Annotated in this window: 15 protein-coding genes; 6 read left to right on the top strand and 9 right to left on the bottom strand. The window is 71.2% G+C overall.

Annotated elements, in window-relative coordinates; translation table 11 throughout:
- Positions 1-13 precede the first annotated feature (13 nt).
- Entirely contained in the window at positions 14-589 is a 576-nt protein-coding gene (locus M3M27_RS00965) for a superoxide dismutase family protein (RefSeq protein WP_434026874.1), read from the bottom strand.
- A 214-nt stretch (positions 590-803) separates the two neighbouring features.
- On the opposite strand from M3M27_RS00965, the gene M3M27_RS00960 reads away from it, so the two are divergent.
- The 4 genes from M3M27_RS00960 to M3M27_RS00945 all read left to right on the top strand — a co-directional run bounded on the left by M3M27_RS00960 (position 804) and on the right by M3M27_RS00945 (position 7230).
- Positions 804-1286, top strand: coding sequence for an RNA polymerase sigma factor (locus M3M27_RS00960; RefSeq protein ID WP_140724958.1), 483 nt, complete (start codon positions 804-806; stop codon positions 1284-1286).
- Complete coding sequence (locus M3M27_RS00955; protein WP_140724955.1) at positions 1286-2248, top strand: FecR family protein; 963 nt, start codon at positions 1286-1288, stop codon at positions 2246-2248. Before M3M27_RS00960 ends, M3M27_RS00955 begins: the two co-directional genes overlap by 1 nt.
- Positions 2249-2361: 113 nt before the next feature.
- Positions 2362-5118 (top strand): TonB-dependent siderophore receptor, encoded by a 2757-nt coding sequence (locus M3M27_RS00950; protein ID WP_434026873.1) that lies wholly within the window; start codon positions 2362-2364, stop codon positions 5116-5118.
- A 15-nt stretch (positions 5119-5133) separates the two neighbouring features.
- Positions 5134-7230, top strand: coding sequence for a hypothetical protein (locus tag M3M27_RS00945; RefSeq protein ID WP_434026872.1), 2097 nt, complete (start codon positions 5134-5136; stop codon positions 7228-7230).
- A 358-nt stretch (positions 7231-7588) separates the two neighbouring features.
- Here M3M27_RS00945 and ntrC read toward each other — a convergent pair whose 3' ends face one another.
- From ntrC to glnA, 6 genes are all read right to left on the bottom strand, one after another.
- Entirely contained in the window at positions 7589-9016 is a 1428-nt protein-coding gene (gene ntrC / locus M3M27_RS00940; RefSeq protein WP_434026871.1) for a nitrogen regulation protein NR(I), read from the bottom strand.
- A complete protein-coding gene (locus M3M27_RS00935) occupies positions 9009-10067 on the bottom strand; it encodes a two-component system sensor histidine kinase NtrB (protein ID WP_434026870.1) in 1059 nt (352 codons plus the stop codon). The genes ntrC and M3M27_RS00935 overlap by 8 nt, the downstream gene beginning before the upstream one ends.
- 45 nt (positions 10068-10112) lie before the next feature.
- Positions 10113-10868, bottom strand: a complete 756-nt coding sequence (locus M3M27_RS00930) for an N-acetylmuramoyl-L-alanine amidase (protein WP_140724940.1) — start codon at positions 10866-10868, stop codon at positions 10113-10115.
- Positions 10869-11082: 214 nt separating this feature from the next.
- Positions 11083-12534: an ammonium transporter gene (locus M3M27_RS00925; RefSeq protein WP_140724937.1), complete on the bottom strand. Its 1452-nt coding sequence runs from the start codon at positions 12532-12534 to the stop codon at positions 11083-11085.
- Positions 12535-12555: 21 nt separating this feature from the next.
- Positions 12556-12894 (bottom strand): P-II family nitrogen regulator, encoded by a 339-nt coding sequence (locus M3M27_RS00920; RefSeq protein WP_140724935.1) that lies wholly within the window; start codon positions 12892-12894, stop codon positions 12556-12558.
- A gap of 312 nt (positions 12895-13206) precedes the next feature.
- Positions 13207-14616 carry a type I glutamate--ammonia ligase gene (gene glnA / locus M3M27_RS00915; RefSeq protein WP_140724932.1) on the bottom strand — a complete coding sequence of 470 codons (1410 nt, stop codon included), beginning with the start codon at positions 14614-14616 and terminating at the stop codon, positions 13207-13209.
- A 238-nt stretch (positions 14617-14854) separates the two neighbouring features.
- Between glnA and M3M27_RS00910 the strand changes: the two genes are divergently transcribed.
- Together M3M27_RS00910 and M3M27_RS00905 are read left to right on the top strand one after the other, a co-directional pair.
- A complete protein-coding gene (locus M3M27_RS00910; protein WP_140724929.1) occupies positions 14855-15652 on the top strand; it encodes an undecaprenyl-diphosphate phosphatase in 798 nt (265 codons plus the stop codon).
- A gap of 404 nt (positions 15653-16056) precedes the next feature.
- Positions 16057-16911 carry a DUF4377 domain-containing protein gene (locus M3M27_RS00905; protein WP_434026869.1) on the top strand — a complete coding sequence of 285 codons (855 nt, stop codon included), beginning with the start codon at positions 16057-16059 and terminating at the stop codon, positions 16909-16911.
- Positions 16912-16954: 43 nt separating this feature from the next.
- Here the strand turns inward: M3M27_RS00905 and M3M27_RS00900 are convergent, their stop codons facing one another.
- The gene (locus M3M27_RS00900; RefSeq protein ID WP_140724922.1) at positions 16955-17569 is read right to left on the bottom strand and encodes a YbhB/YbcL family Raf kinase inhibitor-like protein; all 615 of its coding nucleotides are present in this window, start codon (positions 17567-17569) and stop codon (positions 16955-16957) included.
- Positions 17570-17675: 106 nt separating this feature from the next.
- Positions 17676-19748 carry a tetratricopeptide repeat protein gene (locus tag M3M27_RS00895; RefSeq protein ID WP_434026868.1) on the bottom strand — a complete coding sequence of 691 codons (2073 nt, stop codon included), beginning with the start codon at positions 19746-19748 and terminating at the stop codon, positions 17676-17678.
- Positions 19749-19836: the final 88 nt, after the last annotated feature.

The following is a 19836-nucleotide window of genomic DNA, read 5'->3' as shown; positions in this document are numbered from 1 at the left end:
GGGGAATGGCCGCTCAGCGGGACGCGGCCCTGATCACGCCGCAGGCCAGGCGGACGCCGGAATTGCCGGCCGGCTGGCTGCGGTAGTCGTCGGGATCGGCGTGCACGACGATCGCCTTGCCGAGGATGTCGTCGGCGCGGCCGGTGCCCAGGCTGAGCCCCGGCAACACGCGGTCCAGCTGGGCCACGCCTTCGTCGTCGGCCACCAGGTTGTCCATGTCGCCGAGGTGGTGCGGCGCCGCGCCCGGGCGGCCGTGCGGCGCGGCGGTCGGGTTGAAGTGCGCGCCCGCGCTGCTCGCATCCACCGCGCTGCAGTCGCCGCGCTCGTGCACGTGGAAGCCGTAGCTGCGCCCCGGGCGCAATCCGCCGATGGTGCCGGTGATGCGCAGGCCCTGCACCGCCGGCAACAGCACGACCCGGCCGCTGACCAGGCTGCCGGACGCCGATGCCAATGCGGCCTCGGCGCGCTGCACCTTGGGCACGACCGTGGTCGCCGGCGGCGGGGCGGGCGTCGGCGGCGGCGCGCTGCTGCAGCCTCCAAGCAGCGCCAGCACGGCGGCTCCCGCGATGGCATGGGTTCGGTGACGCATCGAATGTCTCCTTGGCGGACAAACCTAGGCAGCGCGGCGTGCACGGTCCATGAAGGCGCGAGCGAAGCCGCAGCCCAGCAGTCTAACGCGCGCCGCCGCGGTGTTTGCTGCAATGTGTCAAGCCTTGCCCGCGGCCCCGACCTATAGTCCCGGCGTCATGACCACCCGGAAACTGCGCGCGCGGCACGCAGCGACAGCATGGCCAGCCGGCTCGATGACGGCGCTGTACCAGCGGTACCGGCCGGCGCTGCTGTCGTTCTTTCGCCGCCGCATCACCGATCCCAGCGAGGCCGAGGACCTGACCCACCAGGTGTTCGCGAACCTGGCCGCCTCGCCGGCCGGACATCGCGCCCACGAGGACGGCTATCTGTTCCGCAGCGCCACCAACCTGTTGCGCGACCGCGCGCGCCGCGAGAAGGTGCGGGCGTTGCATCGCCTGCACGCCTCGTCCGAACCCGACCATGAAGTGGAAATGCTGGATCCCTCGCGGGTGCTGGCCGGCCAGCAGGCGCTGGACGGGGTCGTCGCCGCGCTCGAAGGCCTGCCGCCGCGCACGCGCGCGATCTTCCTGCAGTTCCGCCTGGAGAACCGCAGCCAGGCGGACATCGCCAGGAGCTACGGCATCTCGGTCAGCGCGGTGCAGAAGCACCTGCTGCGCGCGATGACCGTGCTGAGCGCGCGGCTGGAGCAGCCCTGATGAGAAGCGCATCCGCCGCCGAGACCGCCGCCGAGTGGTGCCTGCACCTGTCCGCGGGGGATTTGTCCGAAGCGCAGCAGCAGGCGCTGGCGCGCTGGCTGGACGCCGACCCGGAGCACGCGCGCCTGCTGGAACGGGCGCGCCAGGCCTGGCACGCGGTCGGCGCGGCGGCCGAGCACCCGCGCATGCAGGCGCTGCGCCGGGCCGCGCGCGAGGATGCGGCGCGCTCGCGCCGCCGCCATCGTGCCGGGTATGCGCTGGCCGCGGCCGCCTGCCTGGCGCTGGTCGGCCTGGGGCTGTGGTGGAGGCTGGCGCCGGAGGTCTATCGCACCGACTTGGCCGAGCGCCGCACCGTCGTGCTGGACGATGGTTCGCGGGTCACGCTCGATGCCGACACCCGCCTGGAGGTGCGCTACGGCGAGCAGCTGCGGCAGTTGCGGCTGCGCCAGGGGCGGGCCGCGTTCGAGGTCGCCAAGCAGCCGGCGCGCCCGTTCGTGGTCCGCGCCGACGACACGCGGGTGATCGCCACCGGCACCCAGTTCAGCGTGGAACGGCTCGCCGGCGAGGTGCGAGTGGTGCTGTACGAAGGCAGCGTCGAAGTGGAGCGCGCCCGCACGGGCAGCGCGAGCCTCCGGTCGATGCAGCGGCTGACGCCGGGGCAGGCCTGGACCGGCGGCCCGCGGAAACAGGGCGGCCAGGTCGCCCGCATCGATGCCGGCCAGGAACAGGCCTGGCGCGACGGCCTGCTGGTGTTCCACGACGAGCCGCTGGACCTGGCCATCGCGCGCGTGAACCGCTACAGCAAGATGAAGCTGGAGCTCGGCGAGGCGAACCTGGCCGAGCTGAGGATCAGCGGCATGTTCAAGGCCGGCGACAGCGCCGCCTTCGTCTCGGGAGTGACCGCGTTGCTGCCGCTGCACGCACGCAGCGGCGGCGACACCACGGTGCTGGAACGGCGCTGAGGACGGTCCGGGCCGCTCGGCCCGTCGCTGGGCAGGTGTGGGTTCGCCGCTCTCGTGCGTCTTCCCTGGTAGCAGCGGCGCCATGCGCCGTCGTCTACCGGAGAGAGAGCCCCATGCGATTGCCCACTCGTTTGAAGCACAACGCCATCCGTGCCTGCCTGCAGTCGGCCCTGCTGGCTTCGGCGATGCCGCTGGCCGCGCTGGCCCAGGCCCCGGCGGCGCCGGCCTCGCGCATCGCCTTCGACATCCCGGCCCAGGACCTGGGCGAGGCCTTGATCGCGTTCGGCCGCGCCACCGGCCAGCAGCTGGTCTTCGACCCGGCCACGGTCGCCGGCAAGCGCAGCAGCGCGCTCGCCGGCAGCCATGGCACCGACGAGGCGCTGCGACTGCTGCTCGCCGGCACCGGCCTGCGCGCGCGCCCGGCCGGCGACAACGTGCTGGTGATCGAGGCCCCGCCGGCGAACGGCGCGCAGACCCTCGATGCGGTGATCGTCACCGGTACCACCGCCGCGCACCGCACCGTGCTGGAATCCTCCTCGGCGATCACCGTGGCCAACCGCGCCGCGCTCGACCGCAAGTCGCCGCGCAGCACCGCGCAGGCGCTGGAGATGATCCCGGGCATGTTCGTGGAGGCTTCCGGCGGCGAGATCTCCAACAACTTCTCGGTGCGCGGCATGCCCGGCGGCAGCCAGCAGTTCGTGCAGCTGTCCGAGGACGGGTTGCCGGTGTTCTACACCAATGCCCTGGCCGACACGATCCTCAAGCAGGAAGTGAGCATCGACCGCATGGAAGCGGTGCGCGGCGGCACCTCCGGCATCCTCACCGTCAACGGCGCGGGCGCGACGGTGAACTTCCTGACCCGCAAGCCCGGCGCGGAACCGGCCGGCACGGTGCGCCTGACCCTGTCGGACTTCGGCACGCGCCGGGTCGACCTGTGGCAGGGCGGGCCGATCAACGAGGACTGGCACTACAGCGTCGGCGGCTTCTACCGCCGCTCCGACGGCGTGCGCGACCCCGGTTTCACCGCCGACCGCGGCGGCATCTTCCGCGCCGCGATCGGCCGCATGTTCGACCGCGGCGAGTTCGGCCTGGACCTGAAGCTGGTCAACGACCACAACACCTTCCTGCTGCCGATCCCGCTGCAGGACCCGGGCGACCCGCGTTCGCTGCCCGGCCTGGACGCCAACAGCGGATCGATGCTCAGCCGCGACAACGCGACGATGGACGTGCGCACCCCGCCGGCCAGCGGCAGCGCGTGGCGCCGCAACGACGCGCGCGACGGCGTGCACGTGCAGGCGTTCGCGCCCGGCTACCACTTCGAGTACGACATCAACGACGGCCTGACCTTCCGTTCCAAGGGCCGCTACACCGACTTCAAGAGCCGCTTCAACGCGGTGTTCAGTTCCGACAACGCCTCGCTGGTGCCGGCCACCTACCGCCTGGACCGCGACAATTTCGCCGACATCGGCGTGCTGCTGGACCGCTTCGCGGCGCAGGGCGCGGTCCAGGCCGGCCTGCAGCGCGTGCGCACCGGCGAGGTCATCGCCGGCGCGGGCGCGCTCGACGCGCTCAACGGCAACGGCCTGCTCACCCACAGCATCACCGGCTCCAACCGCCGCGACGTGGAGGAGTTCGTCAACGACGCCAGCCTGACCTGGGAGGGCGAGCGCAACACGTTCACCGCCGGGTTGCTGTACTTCCACAGCCGGGTGCGCGACTCCAACATCGGCGCCTCCACCTTCGTCAGCGAAGTGCGGGACCGCCCGGACCGGATGGACATCGTCGCGCTCGACGCCGCCGGCAACGTGGTCGGCTACCTCACCGAGAACGGCCTGCTCAACTACAGCAGCTGGGGCGACAGCAACAACCGCTACAAGGCCGATTCCTACTCGCTGTACCTCAACGACGAGTTCCAGGTCACCGACCGCCTGCGCATCGACGGCGGCATCCGCCAGGAGCACTACGACATCCGCTTCGACGAGGGGATCTCGCAGGCGATGATGCCGGTGGCGGGCGCGTTCGACGCCGCCGGCAACGACGTGGACGACGTCATCGCCAACAACTACCTGGCGCAGTTCGGCGGCGGCGCCTTCACCGGCCGCTACAACCGCTACGACAGCGGCTTCAACGAGACCGCGGCCACGCTCGGCGGCACCTACCTGCTCAGCGACAACTTCTCGCTGTATGCGCGCTACGCGCGCGGCTTCCAGGCCAACGGCCGCTTCGACCCGGTCAAGATCGACTTCGGCGAGGTCGGCGTGCGCTTCCAGAACCGCACGCTGACCGCGTCGCTGACCGGCTTCCGCACCACGTACAAGGATTTCCTGTTCTCGCGCCTGCCGCCCGGCGCGGCCACCGAGGTGCGCTTCTACTCGGACATCGTCTCCAACGGCGTGGAGTTCGACGTGACGTGGAAGCCGGTGGCGCTGTTCCAGCTGCAGGCCACCGGCGTGGTGCAGAAGTCCGAGGTGCAGATCACCAACGACCAGGGCACCGGCTTCGCGCGCCTGTTCGACGGCAACAAGCCCGAGCGCACGCCGCCGGTGAACGTCACCGTGACCCCGAGCCTGCTGCTGCCGGACGGCCGCGGCGAGGTCTACGTCTCCTACCACTACGTGGACAAGATCTATTCGGACATCGCCAACACCCTGGAGCTGCCGAGCTACGGCGTGTGGAGCGCCGGCTTTTCCTACCGGCTGGCGCCGCAATGGATGCTGCAGGCCAACCTCGACAACATCACCAACGAGGTCGGCCTGACCGAAGGCAATCCCCGCTCGGGCTTCGCCGAGGGCACGGGGTTGTCCGGCGCCTTCTACGCGCGGCCGATCCTCGGGCGCAACCTGCTGCTGAGCCTGACCTACGATTTCTGAGCCACGGATCCCCGCATGCCCCTTCTCCGCTGCAACGCCGGGGCCGCGCGCATGCGCTGGCTGGCCGTCCTGATGCTGCTTTCCACCGCCGGCGCCGCGGGCGCCGCCACGCCTTCCGCCGTCGACACGCCGGCCGCCGGCGCATCGCCCCTGCGTTTCGACATCCGCGAGGGCGACATCGACAACCGCTTCTACCGGCAAGGCGAGATCGCCGCGCACGCCCTGCTCAGCGACGGCGCGCGGCCGCGCCTGCTGGTCGCGTTCCCCGCCGGCAACAGCGGCGCCGGCCTGTGGTTCGAGCCGACCGCGGCGCCCGTGCATTGGCGGCTCCGGGGCGAGCTGCAGGGCGTGCAGCGCCGCGACGGGCAAGGCCGGCCGTTGCGCGGCATCTCGCTGGAAGCCACGGTGGACGCGCCGACGCTGACGGTGAGGACCGCCGCGCTCGGCAGCATCCGCGTGCTGCGCGACGTGCAGGCCAAGGGCACCCAGCCCGCCGGTTCGGAGGTGCAGCCCGGGATCGAGCCGCAACGGCTGCGCTGGAGCCGCGATCGCCTCGACGGCGCCGCCGGCTACGCGCTGGAGGTGGAGGTGCTCGATGGCCGCGCGGAAGGCGGCGCGGGGCGCCCGGTCGTGCTGCACGCGCCCGCGCACGCGCCGCTGCGCCTGCGCATCGTCGCCCTGACCGGGGAAACGCCGCTGGCGCCGCTGTCGCCCGCGCAGCTGTTCTCCGCCGAGGCAGGCACCGACCCGCGCAGCCGGCAGGCGCTGGAGTTCCTCGCCTACCGGGAGAAGCTGCTCGCCGGCTCCTGGCGCTTCGATACCTATTTCGGCCGCGACACGCTGCTCTCGCTGCGCCTGCTGCTGCCCGCGTTGGCGCCCGAGGCGGTGGAGGCCGGATTGGGTTCCGTCCTGGAGCGCCTGGATCGCGACGGCGAGGTCGCGCACGAGGAGGACATCGGCGAGTTCGCGGTGTTGCGGCACCGCGCCGCGGGCCGGCGCGGCGACGCCACGCCGCTGTACGACTACAAGATGATCGACGACGACTTCATGCTGGCGCCGGTGGCGGCGGCATGGTTGCTCGACAGCGCCGACGGCCGGACCCACGCCGCGGAGTTCCTGGCGCGCACCACGACGAGCGGCGAACGCTACGGCGACGCCCTGGCGCGCAATCTCGCCTGGGTGGTCGATCGCACCGCCGCCTTCGCCGCCGAGCCGCGCCTGGACAACCTGGTCGGCCTGCTCCCGGGCCATCCCACCGGCGAGTGGCGCGACAGCGAACAGGGGCTCGGTGGCGGCCGTTACCCGTACAACGTCAACGCGGTGCTGGTGCCGGCCGCGCTCGAGGCTGCAGCGCGGTTGGCGGCGCTGCCCGCGCTGCGGCCGTACCTGGAGGCCGGGCAGGCGCGCAAGCTCGCCACGGCAAAGGCCATGGCGGCCCGCTGGCGCGAGCACGCCCCGCCGTTGTTCGCGCTGGAACGCACCCCGGACGAAGCGCGCGCGGCCGTGACCGCCTATGCCCGGCGCATCGGCGTGGACCCGTCCGCCGCGCTGTCCGCCCTGGGCCAAGCGCCGCTGCGCTTCGACGCGCTCGCGTTGAAGGCGGACGGCCAGCCGGTGCCGGTGCTGAACTCCGACGGCGGTTTCGCGCTGTTGTTCCTGGATCCCCCGGCGGCCGAAGTGGAGCGGCTGCTCGCATCGATGCTGCGCCCCTTCCCAGCCGGGCTGATGACCGGCATCGGCCTGCTGGTCGCCAATCCTGCATACGCCCCCGCGCTGCAACCGGCGTTCGGTGCGGATGCCTACCACGGCACCGTGGTGTGGTCGTGGCAACAGGCCCTGCTGGCGGCCGGCCTGGAGCGCCAGCAGCGCCGCGAAGACCTGCCTGCCGCCACCCGCGCCCGCATCGCCGAAGCGCGCCGGCAACTATGGAAGGCGATCGAGGCCACGCCCGAGGTACGCACCTCCGAACTGTGGTCCTGGGCGTACGAGGACGGCCACTACCGCGTCGTGCCGTTCGGACAACGCCACGGCGACGCCGACGAGTCCAATGCCGCGCAACTGTGGAGCACGGTGTTCCTGGCGCTGCCCGGCGTGCGGGGCGCTTCCGAGTAGGGGACGGCGGCAAGAGGATCGTTGCAATCCGTAACGGCGCTGTTGCTGTTGCTGCTGCTCGTGATTTTGCCGTTGAAGTGACTCGCCGGAAGGCGAAAGCTTTGCCCTTGGTGCCATTGCCAAAGGCGCTGTTCGCCTTGAGTAGTGATTGTGGGAGGGACTTCAGTCCCGACGGGCTGTACCGGCCAAGTGTCGGGACTGAAGTCCCTCCCACAAAGACGACGGTGGGATTACGTTTGGGGAAATTGCGCGAATGGGATGGATCGCGAGAAAGGCGGCGGGCAGGAGCGCCAGCGCGAGGAAACAATCAGCGAGAAAGAACGTGATCGGGACAGACAGCGTAAAAACCCCCACTCCCTCAACGCCTCCTCCTGCCCGGTCCCAGTTTGCGCGTAACCGTATTCCGCCCTACCCCCAACCGCGCAGCCGCCTCCGCCCGCCGCCCCTGCGTCACCTGAAGCGCCACCTCCAGCAGCGCCTTGTCGAAACGCTCGCGCGCCTCGGCGTGCAGGCCCTGCGCACCCTCGTCCAGCCGCTGGCGCGCCCAGTGCGCCAACAGCACGTCCCATTCCCCTTCCTCGGCCACGCGCGCCGGGCGGCGGTTGCGCGACAGCGCCGCATCGACGTCGCCGGCGTCGATCACGTCCGCGGTGGCGAGTGCGGCCAGGCGCCAGCACACGTTCTCCAGCTCGCGCACGTTGCCCGGCCAGTCGTGCCGGCGCAGCGCCTCCAGCGCGGCCGCCGACAGGCGCTTGGGCGGCGTGTCGAGCTTGCGCGCGGCCATCGCCAGGAAGTTCTCGGCCAGCTGCGCCACGTCGGCGCGGCGCTCGCGCAGCGGCGGCAGCTGCAGCCGCACCACGTCCAGGCGATGCAGCAGGTCGGCACGGAACCGGCCCTGCTCGACCAGCGCCTCCAGGTCCTGGTGGGTCGCGGCGATCACGCGCACGTCGACGCGGATCAGCTCGCGCCCGCCGACGCGGAAGAACTCGTTCTCGGCCAGCACGCGCAGCAACCGGGTCTGCAGCGGCAGCGGCATGTCGCCGATCTCGTCGAGGAACAGCGTGCCGCCGTCGGCCTGCTCGAAGCGGCCGTTGTGGCGCTTGGTCGCGCCGGTGAACGCACCGGCCTCGTGGCCGAACAGCTCGCTCTCCAGCAGCTCGGCCGGGATCGCCGCGGTATTGAGCGCGACGAACGGCTTGCGCGCGCGCGGCGACTCGTTGTGCAGCGCGCGCGCGACCAGCTCCTTGCCGGTGCCGGTCTCGCCGTTGATCAGCACCGACAGCGGCGCCTGCGCGAGCCGGCCGATCGCGCGGAACAGCGCGCGCATCGGCGGGGTATCGCCGATCAGCTGGGTACTGCCTTCCGCGATCGGCGGGACCGCGCCCGCCGCGCCCTGCTCGTCGGCATCGGGCAGCGCGCGCGCGGCCAGCGCGACCGCATCGTCCAGGTCGAACGGCTTGGACAGGAACTCGTGCGCGCCGCCGCGGAACGCACCGGCGGTGCTGGCCACGTCGGTGTAGGCGGACATCACGATCACCGGCAGCTGCGGATGGCGCGACTTGAGCTTGTCGAGCAGGGTCAGGCCATCGTCGCCGGGCATGCGCACGTCGGTGAACAGCAGGTCCGGCATCGGCCGCACCGCCAGCGCCTGCAGCGCCGCCGAGGCGCTGTCGAACCCGTCCACGGTGTAGCCGGCGTCGCGCAGCGCGGTCGACAGCACGAACCGTACCGAGCGGTCGTCGTCCACCACCCAGATGCGGTGCGAGGCGGGATCGACGTCAGCCATGGAGGTGCTCCTTCTCGTGCTCGCCGCTCAGTTGCGGCAGCAGCAGGGTGAAAACGGTATGCCCGGGGCGCGAACGGAAGGTCAGCGTGCCGTGGTGCTCGCGCGCGACCTGCTGCGCCAGCGCCAGGCCCAGGCCGCTGCCTTCGGCGCGCCCGCTCACCAGCGGCAGGAACAGGTGCTCGGTCAGTTCCTCCGGCACGCCGCCGCCGTCGTCGACGATCTCCAACCGCAGCGACATCGCGTGCACGCGGTCGCGGATGCGCTGGCCGTGCTCGACCCGGGTGCGCAGCGTCACCACGCTGGCGCCGGCCTGGATCGCGTTGCGCACCAGGTTCCACACGGCCTGGGTCAGGCGGTCGGCATCGCCGAGGATCTCGGGGATGCTCGGGTCGTAGTCGCGCTGCAGCCGCACCGACCAGCCGCCCTCGCTCTCGGCCAGGCGCAGCACGCGTTCCAGCACGGCGTGGATGTTGAGGCCCTCGTGCGGGCGCGCGGGCGCGGGCGAGAGCAGCCGTTCCAGCAGGGTGTTCAGGCGCTCGATCTCCGCGCCGATCAGGTCGATCAGCTCGCGCTCGTCCTGGTCGCGGTTGGCGGCGCGGCGCGCGAGCAGCTGCGCCGCGCCCTTCAGCCCCGCCAGCGGGTTGCGCAGCTCGTGCGCCAGGCCCTTGAGCGCGGCGCTGAGCGCGCTGGGCAGCGCGTGGGTGGGATCGAGCGCGGGGAACTCGTCGACCGGGTGCGCTTCCAGCAGCCAGCCGCCATCGTCCAGGCGGGTCAGCCAGCCCTCGGCGAAGCGCGGGCTCTCGCCGGGCAGGCCGATCGCCACCCGGTGCAGGCGCAGCACGTCGCGTTCCTGGTTGACCAGGAACCGCGCCATCGCGTCGCCCTGCATCTCCAGCGATGCCAGCGGCTGGTCCTGCACGCGCCGGGCGCTGACCCCCAGCCAGCGCGCGAAGGCCGGGTTGACCCCCCGCACGCGGCCGTCGGCATCGGCCCAGGCCACCGGAGTGCCGAGGCTCTCGAGCGAGGGAAGGACGGCGGTCGTCATGCGCATTGCACCAATGTAGTGCAAAGCGCCGGCCGGACGCCTGAACGCGCCTCAGCGCTGGCGTTGCTGGCGCAGCAGCGAGTGCAGGATGCGGGCGTCCTCGGCATCGAGGGTGCCGCCGAGGTCGTCGCGGCCGCGGAAATGGCGGTGGAACGCGCCGGCCGCGGCAGCCGGGTCGTCCAGCGGGTAGCCCAGCGCCTGCAGGCCCAGCCAGGGATCGAAGCCGGCCGGCGCGGGACCGTCGGCAGGATCGGGCCAGAGGCCGAAGCCGGCCGCGGCGAGCCTGTCCCAGGGGAAGAAGCGGCTCGGGTCGGTCTTGCGGCCGGGCGCCAGGTCGGCATGGCCGATGACCTCGCTGCGCGGGATGCGCAAGCGCGTGCACAGGTCGTCGAGCAACCGCAGCAGCGTGGCGATCTGTTCGGGCGCGAACGGTTCATGGCCGTTGTTGTCCAGCTCGATGCCGATCGAGGCCGAGTTGACGTCGCCGATCGTGCCCCAGCGGCCGGCGCCGGCATGCCAGGCGCGCTCGCTGTCGGGCACCAGCTGGTACAGCGCGCCGTCCTTGCCGACCAGGTAATGCGCGCTGACCCTGCCGCCGCTGTTGCGGGTGCGCAGCGTGCGCAGGCTCTGCTCCACCGAGTCCTGCTCGGTGTGGTGCAGCACGATCAGCACCGGCTGGCGCGGGTTGTGGTTCGGCGACGGCACCCATTGCGCCATCGGGTTGCGCGCCACGTGCGCGCAGGAGGCGAGCAGCGCCGCCATCAGCACGGGCAGCAGGGGAAAAGCGAAGCGTATGCGCGTGGCCATGGCCCATTGCAGCGGCGGCCAGGCCGCTTTGCAAGCCGCGCGCGACGGCGGGTGCGGCGGGAGCGACGGCGGATGCGGGGCGGACGAGCATGCGGACACCTCGATGGAACGGGCTCCGGGTGCTCCGCCCCAAGGAGTCCCGACACGACGACGACATTGGATATTCGGGGGAAAACGCCGGTCCGCGGGCCGCCCGCGGACCGGCACTGCTTGCTTACGATTCGTAGGCGGACTCGCCGTGCGAGGTGATGTCCAGGCCCTCGCGCTCGGCATCCTCGGCCACGCGCAGGCCGAACACGACCTTGGCGACCAGGAATCCGACCACCGAGACGAAGCCGATCCACACCAGCGTGATCAGCACGCCCTCGGTCTGGATCCAGACCTGGTGCAGCATGTCGTAGCCTTCGCCCTTCTGGCCGCCCAGCGACGCGGCGGAGAACACGCCGGTCAGGATCGCGCCGATGATCCCGCCCAGGCCGTGCACGCCGAACACGTCGAGGCTGTCGTCCGCGCCCAGCAGCTTCTTCAGGCCGGTGACGCCCCACACGCACAGCACGCCGCAGGCCAGGCCGATGGCGATCGCGCCGAACGGACCGACCGTGCCGCAGGCCGGGGTGATGCCGACCAGGCCGGCCACCATGCCCGAGGCCACGCCCAGCGCCGAGGACTTGCCCTTGACGATCTTCTCGGTCAACGACCAGCCCAGCACCGCGGCGGCGGTCGCCAGCAGCGTGTTGAGGAAGGCCAGCGCGGCGCCCGCGGTGGCTTCCAGGTTGGAACCGGCGTTGAAGCCGAACCAGCCCACCCACAGCAGCGAGGCGCCGACGAAGGTCAGCGTGACGTTGTGCGGCTTGATCGCCTCGCGGCCGAAGCCGGTGCGCTTGCCGACGAAGTAGGCGCCCACCAGGCCGGCGATACCGGCGTTGATGTGCACCACGGTGCCGCCGGCGAAGTCCAGCGCGCCCTTCTCGAACAGGAAGCCGCCGGTCGCCCAGACCATGTGCGCCAGCGGCAGGTAGCCGAAGGTGAACCAGATCACCGCGAACAGCAGCACCGCGGCGAAGCGCGCGCGCTCGGCGAACGCGCCGACGATCAGCGCGCCGGTGATGCCGGCGAAGGTGCACTGGAACGCGACGAACACGTACTCCGGCAGGCTCACGCCCTTGGTGAAGGTCGCGGCCAGGGTCTCGATGCTCACGCCCTTCAGCAGCGCCTTGTCGAGGTTGCCGACCCACGGGCCCTCGCCCGAGAACGCCAGGCTGTAGCCGTAGACCACCCACAGGATCGCGATCGTCGAGAACACCACCGCGACCTGGATCAGCACCGACAGCACGTTCTTGGCGCGCACCATGCCGCCGTAGAACAGCGCCAGTCCGGGCACCACCATCAGCAGCACCAGCAGCGTGGAGGTGAGCATCCAGGCGACGTCGCCCTTCTCGACCACCGGCGCCGGTTCGGCCTCGGCGGCCGGCGCCGCGGCGGCGGCCTGCGCATCCGGCAGCGGCTCGGTGGCCACCGGCTCGGTCGGGGCCGGCGCGGTCTGGGTCGCGCCGTCCTGGGCGTGGGCGGTATTGGCGCCGCCGAGCGCGGCCAGCGCGCTGAGCAGCATCAGCATGCAAACGGTGTAGAACCGGGCCTTCCACCCGGCGAAAAGACCAATCTTCATGTCGAGGTCTCCGAGTGGGGGTTAGAGCGCGTCGGCGCCGATTTCGCCGGTGCGGATACGCACGACCTGCTCGATCGCGGTGACGAAGATCTTGCCGTCGCCGATCTTGCCGGTGCCGGCCGCGGTCTGGATCGCCTCGACCACGGCGTCCAGGCGGTCGTCGGTGACGACGGTCTCGATCTTGATCTTCGGCAGGAAATCGACGACGTACTCGGCGCCGCGGTACAGCTCGGTGTGGCCCTTCTGCCGCCCGAAGCCCTTGACCTCGGTGACGGTGATGCCCGACACGCCCGCTTGCGACAGGGCTTCTCGCACCTCGTCGAGCTTGAACGGCCGGATGATGGCGGTGATCAGTTTCATGCGCATACCCCGATGGTGGAAGGAACCGGCCGGCATTGCGCCGACCGGCGGTTTCGAATCACCCGGGACGCCCATGCGGCGCCCCACTGCTTGCGCGAACCGTTTCCGGGCCTCCTGCGGGCGCCACGACGCCCGCGAACGTGGAGGAGGGCGAAGACCCGCGAACCGGCCCGTTCTCTCTTGCCCCTGGAGACCGGCGCATCAGCGCGCCGGCGTGTTGCCTGGCGTTCCCTCCCGCGACTCCCCAGCCGCGGGAGAGGGTGCGACGATGGCGAAGGTGGGAGGGGGAGCCTTCGCCATCGCCGCGGTTGCTCAGTTGGCGTAGTACAGCTGGTATTCCAGCGGGTGGGTCGCCGCGCGGAACTTGGTGACTTCCTGCATCTTCAGCGCGATGTAGCCGTCGATGAAGTCGTCGCTCATCACGCCGCCGGCCTTGAGGAACTCGCGGTCCTTGTCCAGCGCTTCCAGCGCCTGGTCGAGGCTGGAGCAGACCTGCGGGATCAGCTTCTCCTCTTCCGGCGGCAGGTCGTACAGGTCCTTGTCGCTCGGCGCGCCCGGGTCGATCTGGTTCTTGATGCCGTCCAGGCCGGCCATCATCAGCGCGGTGAAGGTCAGGTAGCCGGACTGCAGCGGATCGGGGAAGCGCATCTCGATGCGGCGCGCCTTCGGGTTGGAGACCCACGGGATGCGGCACGAAGCGGAGCGGTTGCGCGCCGAGTAGGCCAGCATCACCGGCGCCTCGAAGCCCGGTACCAGGCGCTTGTAGCTGTTGGTGCCCGAGTTGGCGAACGCGTTGATCGCCTTGGCGTGCTTGAAGATGCCGCCGATGTACCACAGCGCCAGCTGCGACAGGCCGCCGTAGCCGTCGCCGGAGAACAGGTTCTGCCCGCCCTTGGCCAGCGACTGGTGCACGTGCATGCCCGAGCCGTTGTCGCCGACGATCGGCTTGGGCATGAAGGTCGCGGTCTTGCCGTTGCGGTAGGCGACGTTCTTGATGATGTACTTCATCGTCAGCAGTTCGTCGGCCTTCTTGACCAGCGAGCTGAACTTGGTGCCGATCTCGCACTGGCCGGCGGTGGCGACCTCGTGGTGGTGCACTTCGGTCTCGATGCCGACCTGCTCCAGGGTCTTGACCATCTCCGCGCGCAGGTCGTGCAGCGAGTCGGTCGGCGGGACCGGGAAGTAGCCGCCCTTCACGCCCGGGCGATAGCCGCTGTTGCCGCCCTCGAACTTGGCGCCGGTGTTCCAGGCCGCCTCTTCCGAACCGATCTGGAAGAAGGTGTGGCCCATGTCGTTGGCGAAGCGGACCGAGTCGAAGATGAAGAATTCCGGCTCCGGGCCGAAGAAGGCCTGGTCGGCGATGCCGGAGGACTTCAGGTAGGCCTCGGCGCGCTTGGCGATGCCGCGCGGGTCGCGCGTGTAGGCCTGCATGGTGGCCGGATCGAGGATGTCGCAGGTCAGCACGAGGGTCGGATCGGCGTAGAACGGATCCAGGTAGGCGGTGTCCGCGTCGGGCAGCAGCACCATGTCCGACTCGTTGATGCCCTTCCAGCCGGAGATCGAGGAGCCGTCGAACATCTTGCCTTCCTCGAACAGCGAGGGCTCCACGATGCTGGCCGGGAACGTCACGTGCTGCTGCACGCCGCGCATATCGACGAAACGCAGGTCGACGAACTCGACCTTGTTGTCCTTGATCAGCTTCTCAACATTTTCCGCAGACATCGGAGAAAACCTCGGGTGAGTGGAGTGGTGAATGTGCCTGCTCTACAGCAATCGCCGTGCCAACTCCCGCACCGCCCCAACCCATTGATTCGTATGGGAATGGTTTCACGCGGCACTCACATTGCAGACCCATGTTGGTGCACATCGCAATGATTGCACCATTTTGGTGATTAAGCGGTTCACAGGTGGGCATGCTCTATGCTTGGGAGCCCCTCACGTCCCCGGAAAGCGCCCCGGCATGTCCGACCTGTTCTCCGCCCTCCTGCTGGGCATCCTCGAAGGCCTGACCGAATTCCTCCCGGTGTCCTCCACCGGCCACCTGCTGATCGCCGAGCAATGGCTGGGCCGGCGCTCGGACTTCTTCAACATCGTCATCCAGGCCGGCGCGATCCTGGCGATCACCCTGGTCTACCGGCAACGGCTGTGGGCGCTGGCCACCGGGCTGGGCGACCGCGCCAACCGCGACTACGTCGCCAAGCTGGTCGGAGCCTTCGCGGTCACCGCGGTGGTCGGCCTGGTGGTGCGCAAGGCCGGCTGGGAACTGCCCGAAACGGTGCAGCCGGTCGCCTGGGCGCTGATCATCGGCGGCGTCTGGATGATGGTGGCCGAGCACTTCGCCGGACGCCTGCCCGAGCGCGACGTGGTGACCTGGAAAGTCGCCATCGCGGTCGGCCTGGCGCAGGTGGTCGCCGGCGTGTTCCCCGGCACCTCGCGTTCGGCCACCACCATCTTCGTGGCGATGCTGCTGGGCCTGAGCAAGCGCCCGGCGGCGGCCGAATTCGCGTTCCTGGTCGGCATCCCGACGATGTTCGCGGCCAGCGGCTACGCGTTCCTGGAGCTGTTCCACGATGGCGGCATCGGCCGCGAGGACTTCATCGACGTCGGCGTGGCCTTCGCCGCCGCGGTGGTGACCGGGTTCGCCGTGGTGAAGTGGCTGCTCGGCTACATCAAGTCGCACAAGTTCACCGCCTTCGCCTGGTACCGCATCGCGCTGGGCGTGGCGCTGCTGGTCTGGCTGCCGGCGACGGGCGCCTGATCCGCCGTCGCCATCGCGGCCGGATCCCGTCGGCGTTATCGGGCCCTGCCGATGTGTCCCGCCTGCGCGGGAACGGCAGGGACCGGCGCGGCGTGGCGATCGCGGCCACGGACGCGATGGCAGCGGTTGCGTGATCCTTGCGCCGCGCTCCTCGAGCGGCCGCCGAACACGCAAGGAAGCACGTCACGGCAGCCGCATGGCGGATCGAAGCGACCCGCCCACGCGGCGAAAGCCGCTGCCATCGACGCCTGCTGCCCGAGCGAGCAACCGATGGAAGAGCCGCCGGGACCGAAGTCCCTTCCGTAAACCCTCCCCCGAAAAGAAGACAGCGCCCGCTCCGAATTCCGCCACCGGGGCCAAATAGTCGATAGGCTTGGGCGCGCACATCCGAAGGAGAATCCTCCATGAAGACCCTGATGCTCGTGCCCGCGCTCGCCGCCCTGCTGGCGGCCTGCAGCAACCCGTCCTCGGACACCGCCACGCCGCCCGGCGAACTGCCCGGCACCGGGACACCGCCCGCCACCGCCCCGGCCACCGCCCCGGCCGCCTCCACGGACCTCGCCGCCACGCTGGCGGCCCACCACTGGCACCTGGAGAAGGCCGAGGACGGGCAGGGGAGCCCGCTGAACGCCCTGTTCGTCGACGGGCAGCCGCCGTTGCAGCTGGATTTCGGCGACGGCCGCGTTTCCGTCTCGCACCTGTGCAACCGCCGCGGCGGCAGCTATACGCTGGAAGGCGGAACCCTGCAGGTCGGGCGCATGGCCTCGACGATGATGGCCTGCCCGGAACCGGGTCGGATCGAGCAGGAGAAGGCGGCCGGACAGGCGCTGGAGGGCAGCTTCGCCATCGCGGTGGACGGCGGCGGCGCCGAGCCCAGGCTGACCCTGAAGCGGCAGGACGGCACCCTCCTGGTGCTTGCCGGCACGCCGACCGCGGAGACGCGCTACGGCGGTCCGGGCGAGCAGGTGTTCCTGGAAGTCGCCGCGCAGACCCGGCCGTGCAGCCATCCGCTGATCCCGGACAAGCAGTGCCTGCAGGTGCGCGAGCTGCGCTACGACGCCAACGGCCTGCGCCAGGGCGAGCCGGGCGGATGGCAGAACTTCTACGACGACATCGAGGGCTACCAGCACCAGGACGGCGTGCGCAACGTCCTGAGGGTGCGGCGCTACACCCGCCAGGACGTCCCCGCCGACGCGTCCAAGTACGCCTACGTGCTGGACATGGTCGTGGAATCGGAAACGGTGAAGCCCGCGCCGTGAGCGGGTTCGTCCGCGGCGGCCCGGGCCGCCGCGGACCGCAGGCTCAGCCGCGCAGCTTGGGATTGAGCGTGTAGGTGCCGTGGATGGCCGTTTCGGCCAGTACATGGCCCTGCATCGCGCGCAGCACGTCGCCGGCCTCGAAGCGGGCCGGCAGCGCCAGCCTGTCCACGTCCAGCGCGAACAGGCGGAAAAAATAGCGGTGCAGGCGCAGGTCGTTGAAGGGCGGGTAGGGGCCGTCGTACCCCAGGTAGTCGCCGGCCATGTCGGGATTGCCCGCGAACCAGCCGGTATAGCTGTTCACGCCCTGGCGCGCGCCGGCCGGGCCGGCGGGATCCGGCTTGCCCTTGGCGACGAAGCCGTCGCTACAGCTGCCGGCGGCGATCTCGCGCACGTCGGCCGGGATGTCGGCCATCACCCAGTGCACGAAGTCGGTGCGCGGCTGGTCGACCGGGATCTCCACGTCCTCGCGGCCCACGGTCTCCGGCACGGTCGGCACGTCCGGGTCGATGCACAGCAGCGCGAACGAGCGCGTGCCGGCCGGCACCTCGCTCCACGCCAGGTGCGGGTTGCGGTTGGGCGCGAAGCCCTCCGGCGTGCCGGCGGCGAATTCGGCCGGGATCGGCTTGCCGTTCTCGATGCTCTGGCTGGTCAGGCGCATGTCTCGATCTCCTGCGGGGACGTTTCGGGATGCCGGCGGCCGCAAGGACGGGCAGGGGCGCGACGGCGCGACGTCCCCTCGTCCCCGCGACCGGCGGCGGCGATCTTCATTCGGGCGCGTAACCCAGGCGCGCGGCGACCGGCGCCAACCTCGCGAACGGGCCCGCCAGCAGGCCGGCGTAGTCGCGCCAGCGGCCGCTCGCCATGCGCGGCGCGCCGACCGACGGCAGCACCGGGAATGGTTGCCCGAAGGTCTCGCCGAGCACCCGCGCCACGCCCTGCGGATCGGCCTCGACGCCGTCCAGGCGGATCAGCTGGTGCGGGTAGAGGTCCTGCTCGTGCAGCACCGCGACCTGTTCCAGCATCGTCGCCAGCCAATCGGCGGCCTGTTCGGGCGACTGGATCGCCAGCGGCGCCGGCGCACCGAAGGCGAGCCAGTCCAGCAGCATGTCGCGCGGGTCGCGCAGCGCGATCGCCAGCCGACCCTCGGGCAGGTGCGGGCGCAGCGCCTGCAGCAGCGCGTTGTCCCACCACAGCAGCCAGTCGATGACGTTGCCGTCGGCGATGCCGCGCCGCGGCAGTTGCGCCTTCCAACCTTCCACCAGCGCCGCCGGGGCCAGCTCGCCCGAAGCCAGCTTTGCCAGCGTGTGGTAGTTCTGGAACGCGTCCTGCGGCGGCTGGGTGCCGAAGCGGTCGCCGCGCAGCACCCGGCTGGCCGCGCCCATCACCGCGACCACGCGCTCGACCTGCGAGCCGGGCGCGCCCCACACGAGCAACGGCCGTGCGCTCACCTGTTCCGGGATCGCAGCCAGCTCCGGCCATTGCGCCGGCTGGCGCTCGGCCTGCGGCGGCAACGGCAGCCGGTGCGGGGCCTGCTCGCGGTGGAATTCCATCCAGGTCTCCAGCGCGTCCTGCGGCTGCCCGGCGCGGTCCTGCACCTGTCCCAGCCAGGGCCGCAGCACGGTGCGCTGCGGCGCGGGCAGGCGTTCCATCAGCATGCGCACGTGCGCCACCGCCGCGGGCGGATCGCGCTGCAGCAGGGCGTCGACGATGCGTTCCTCGCCACTGATCCGGCCCGGCTCGACCGCCACGATCTGGCGCGCGACCGCCTCGGCCCGCTCGCCGTCGCCTTGCATGTCGTGGATGCGCAGCAGCGTTTCCAGCGCCGGCAGGTGTCCGGGCATGGCCTGCAGCCAGCGCTCGGCCACCTCGCGCGCCGCTTCGCCGCCGACCGGCTCGATCGCCAGCCGCGCTCGCCACAGGTCGTGCGCCCGGCTCGTGGTCGCCAATGCCGCTTCCAGCGTGGCGCGGGCGTCGTCGACCGCCCCCAGGCGCTCCCAGGCCGCGAGCGACGCCTGCAGGGTGCGGCGATCGTCCGGCATGGCGGCCAGGGCCTGCTTCAAGTGCGGCACGGCTTCGGCCGGGCGGCCCGCCTGCAGTTCGAACTCGCCCGCCAGCCGCCGCATCGCCGGCGTGTCGCCACCGGGCTGCGTCAGCACGTCCTGCAAGGCCTCGATCGCGTCTCCCAGTCGCCCCTGGCGCTGCGCCAGCTGCGCGACCAGCGCGCGCAGCGCGGTGCCCGGCGGGTTCATCTCGATCACGCGCTGGAACGCGCGCTCGGCGAAGGCGAAGTGCCCTTTCTGCAGGTAGGCGAAGCCGAGCGAGAACAGCACGCGCGGATCGCCCGGCAACTGCGAGGACGCACGCGAGAGCAATGCCAGGGCGCGGTCGATGTCGCCGCGATGCAGGGCCACCGTGCCTTCCAGCGCGGCGACATGCGGGTGGTCGGCCGCCACCCGCGCCGCGGTGCGTGTCAGGCGCTCGGCCTCGTCCAGGTCCTGCCGCGCGATCGCCAGGTGCGCCTGCATCACGTAGGACGCGAGCTGGTTGGGATCGAGCGAAGTGCTCTGCGCCAGCGCACTGTCGGCGGCGGCCAGGTCGCGGCTGGCGATCAGCAGCCCGGCGCGCTGCAGATGCAGCTCGGCCTCCTCCGGCGCCAACGCGATCGCCGCATCCACCGCCGCCAGCGCCCCGGCGATATCGCCCTGCTGCTGCAGCGCCACGCCCAGCCACCGCTGCGCCGCCGCTGCATGCGCCTCCTGCGCCACCCACTCGCGCGCCAGCGCGACCGCATCGTCGGCCGCATCGCGGCGCAGGGCTTGGAGGATCTGTTCTTGCATGGCGTCGGCGTGTCGGGGCAAACCCCTATTGTACCGGCCGCCAGCAGCCCCGCCCCGGCTTTCGAAGTCCGCGGATCCCCGCCTTCGC

This window comes from Xanthomonas boreopolis (genome assembly GCF_046529185.1).
GTDB classification, from domain to species: domain Bacteria; phylum Pseudomonadota; class Gammaproteobacteria; order Xanthomonadales; family Xanthomonadaceae; genus Pseudomonas_S; species Pseudomonas_S boreopolis.
Note: the sequence above shows the minus strand (reverse complement) of the source record. Positions and strands in the feature narration are given on the sequence as shown.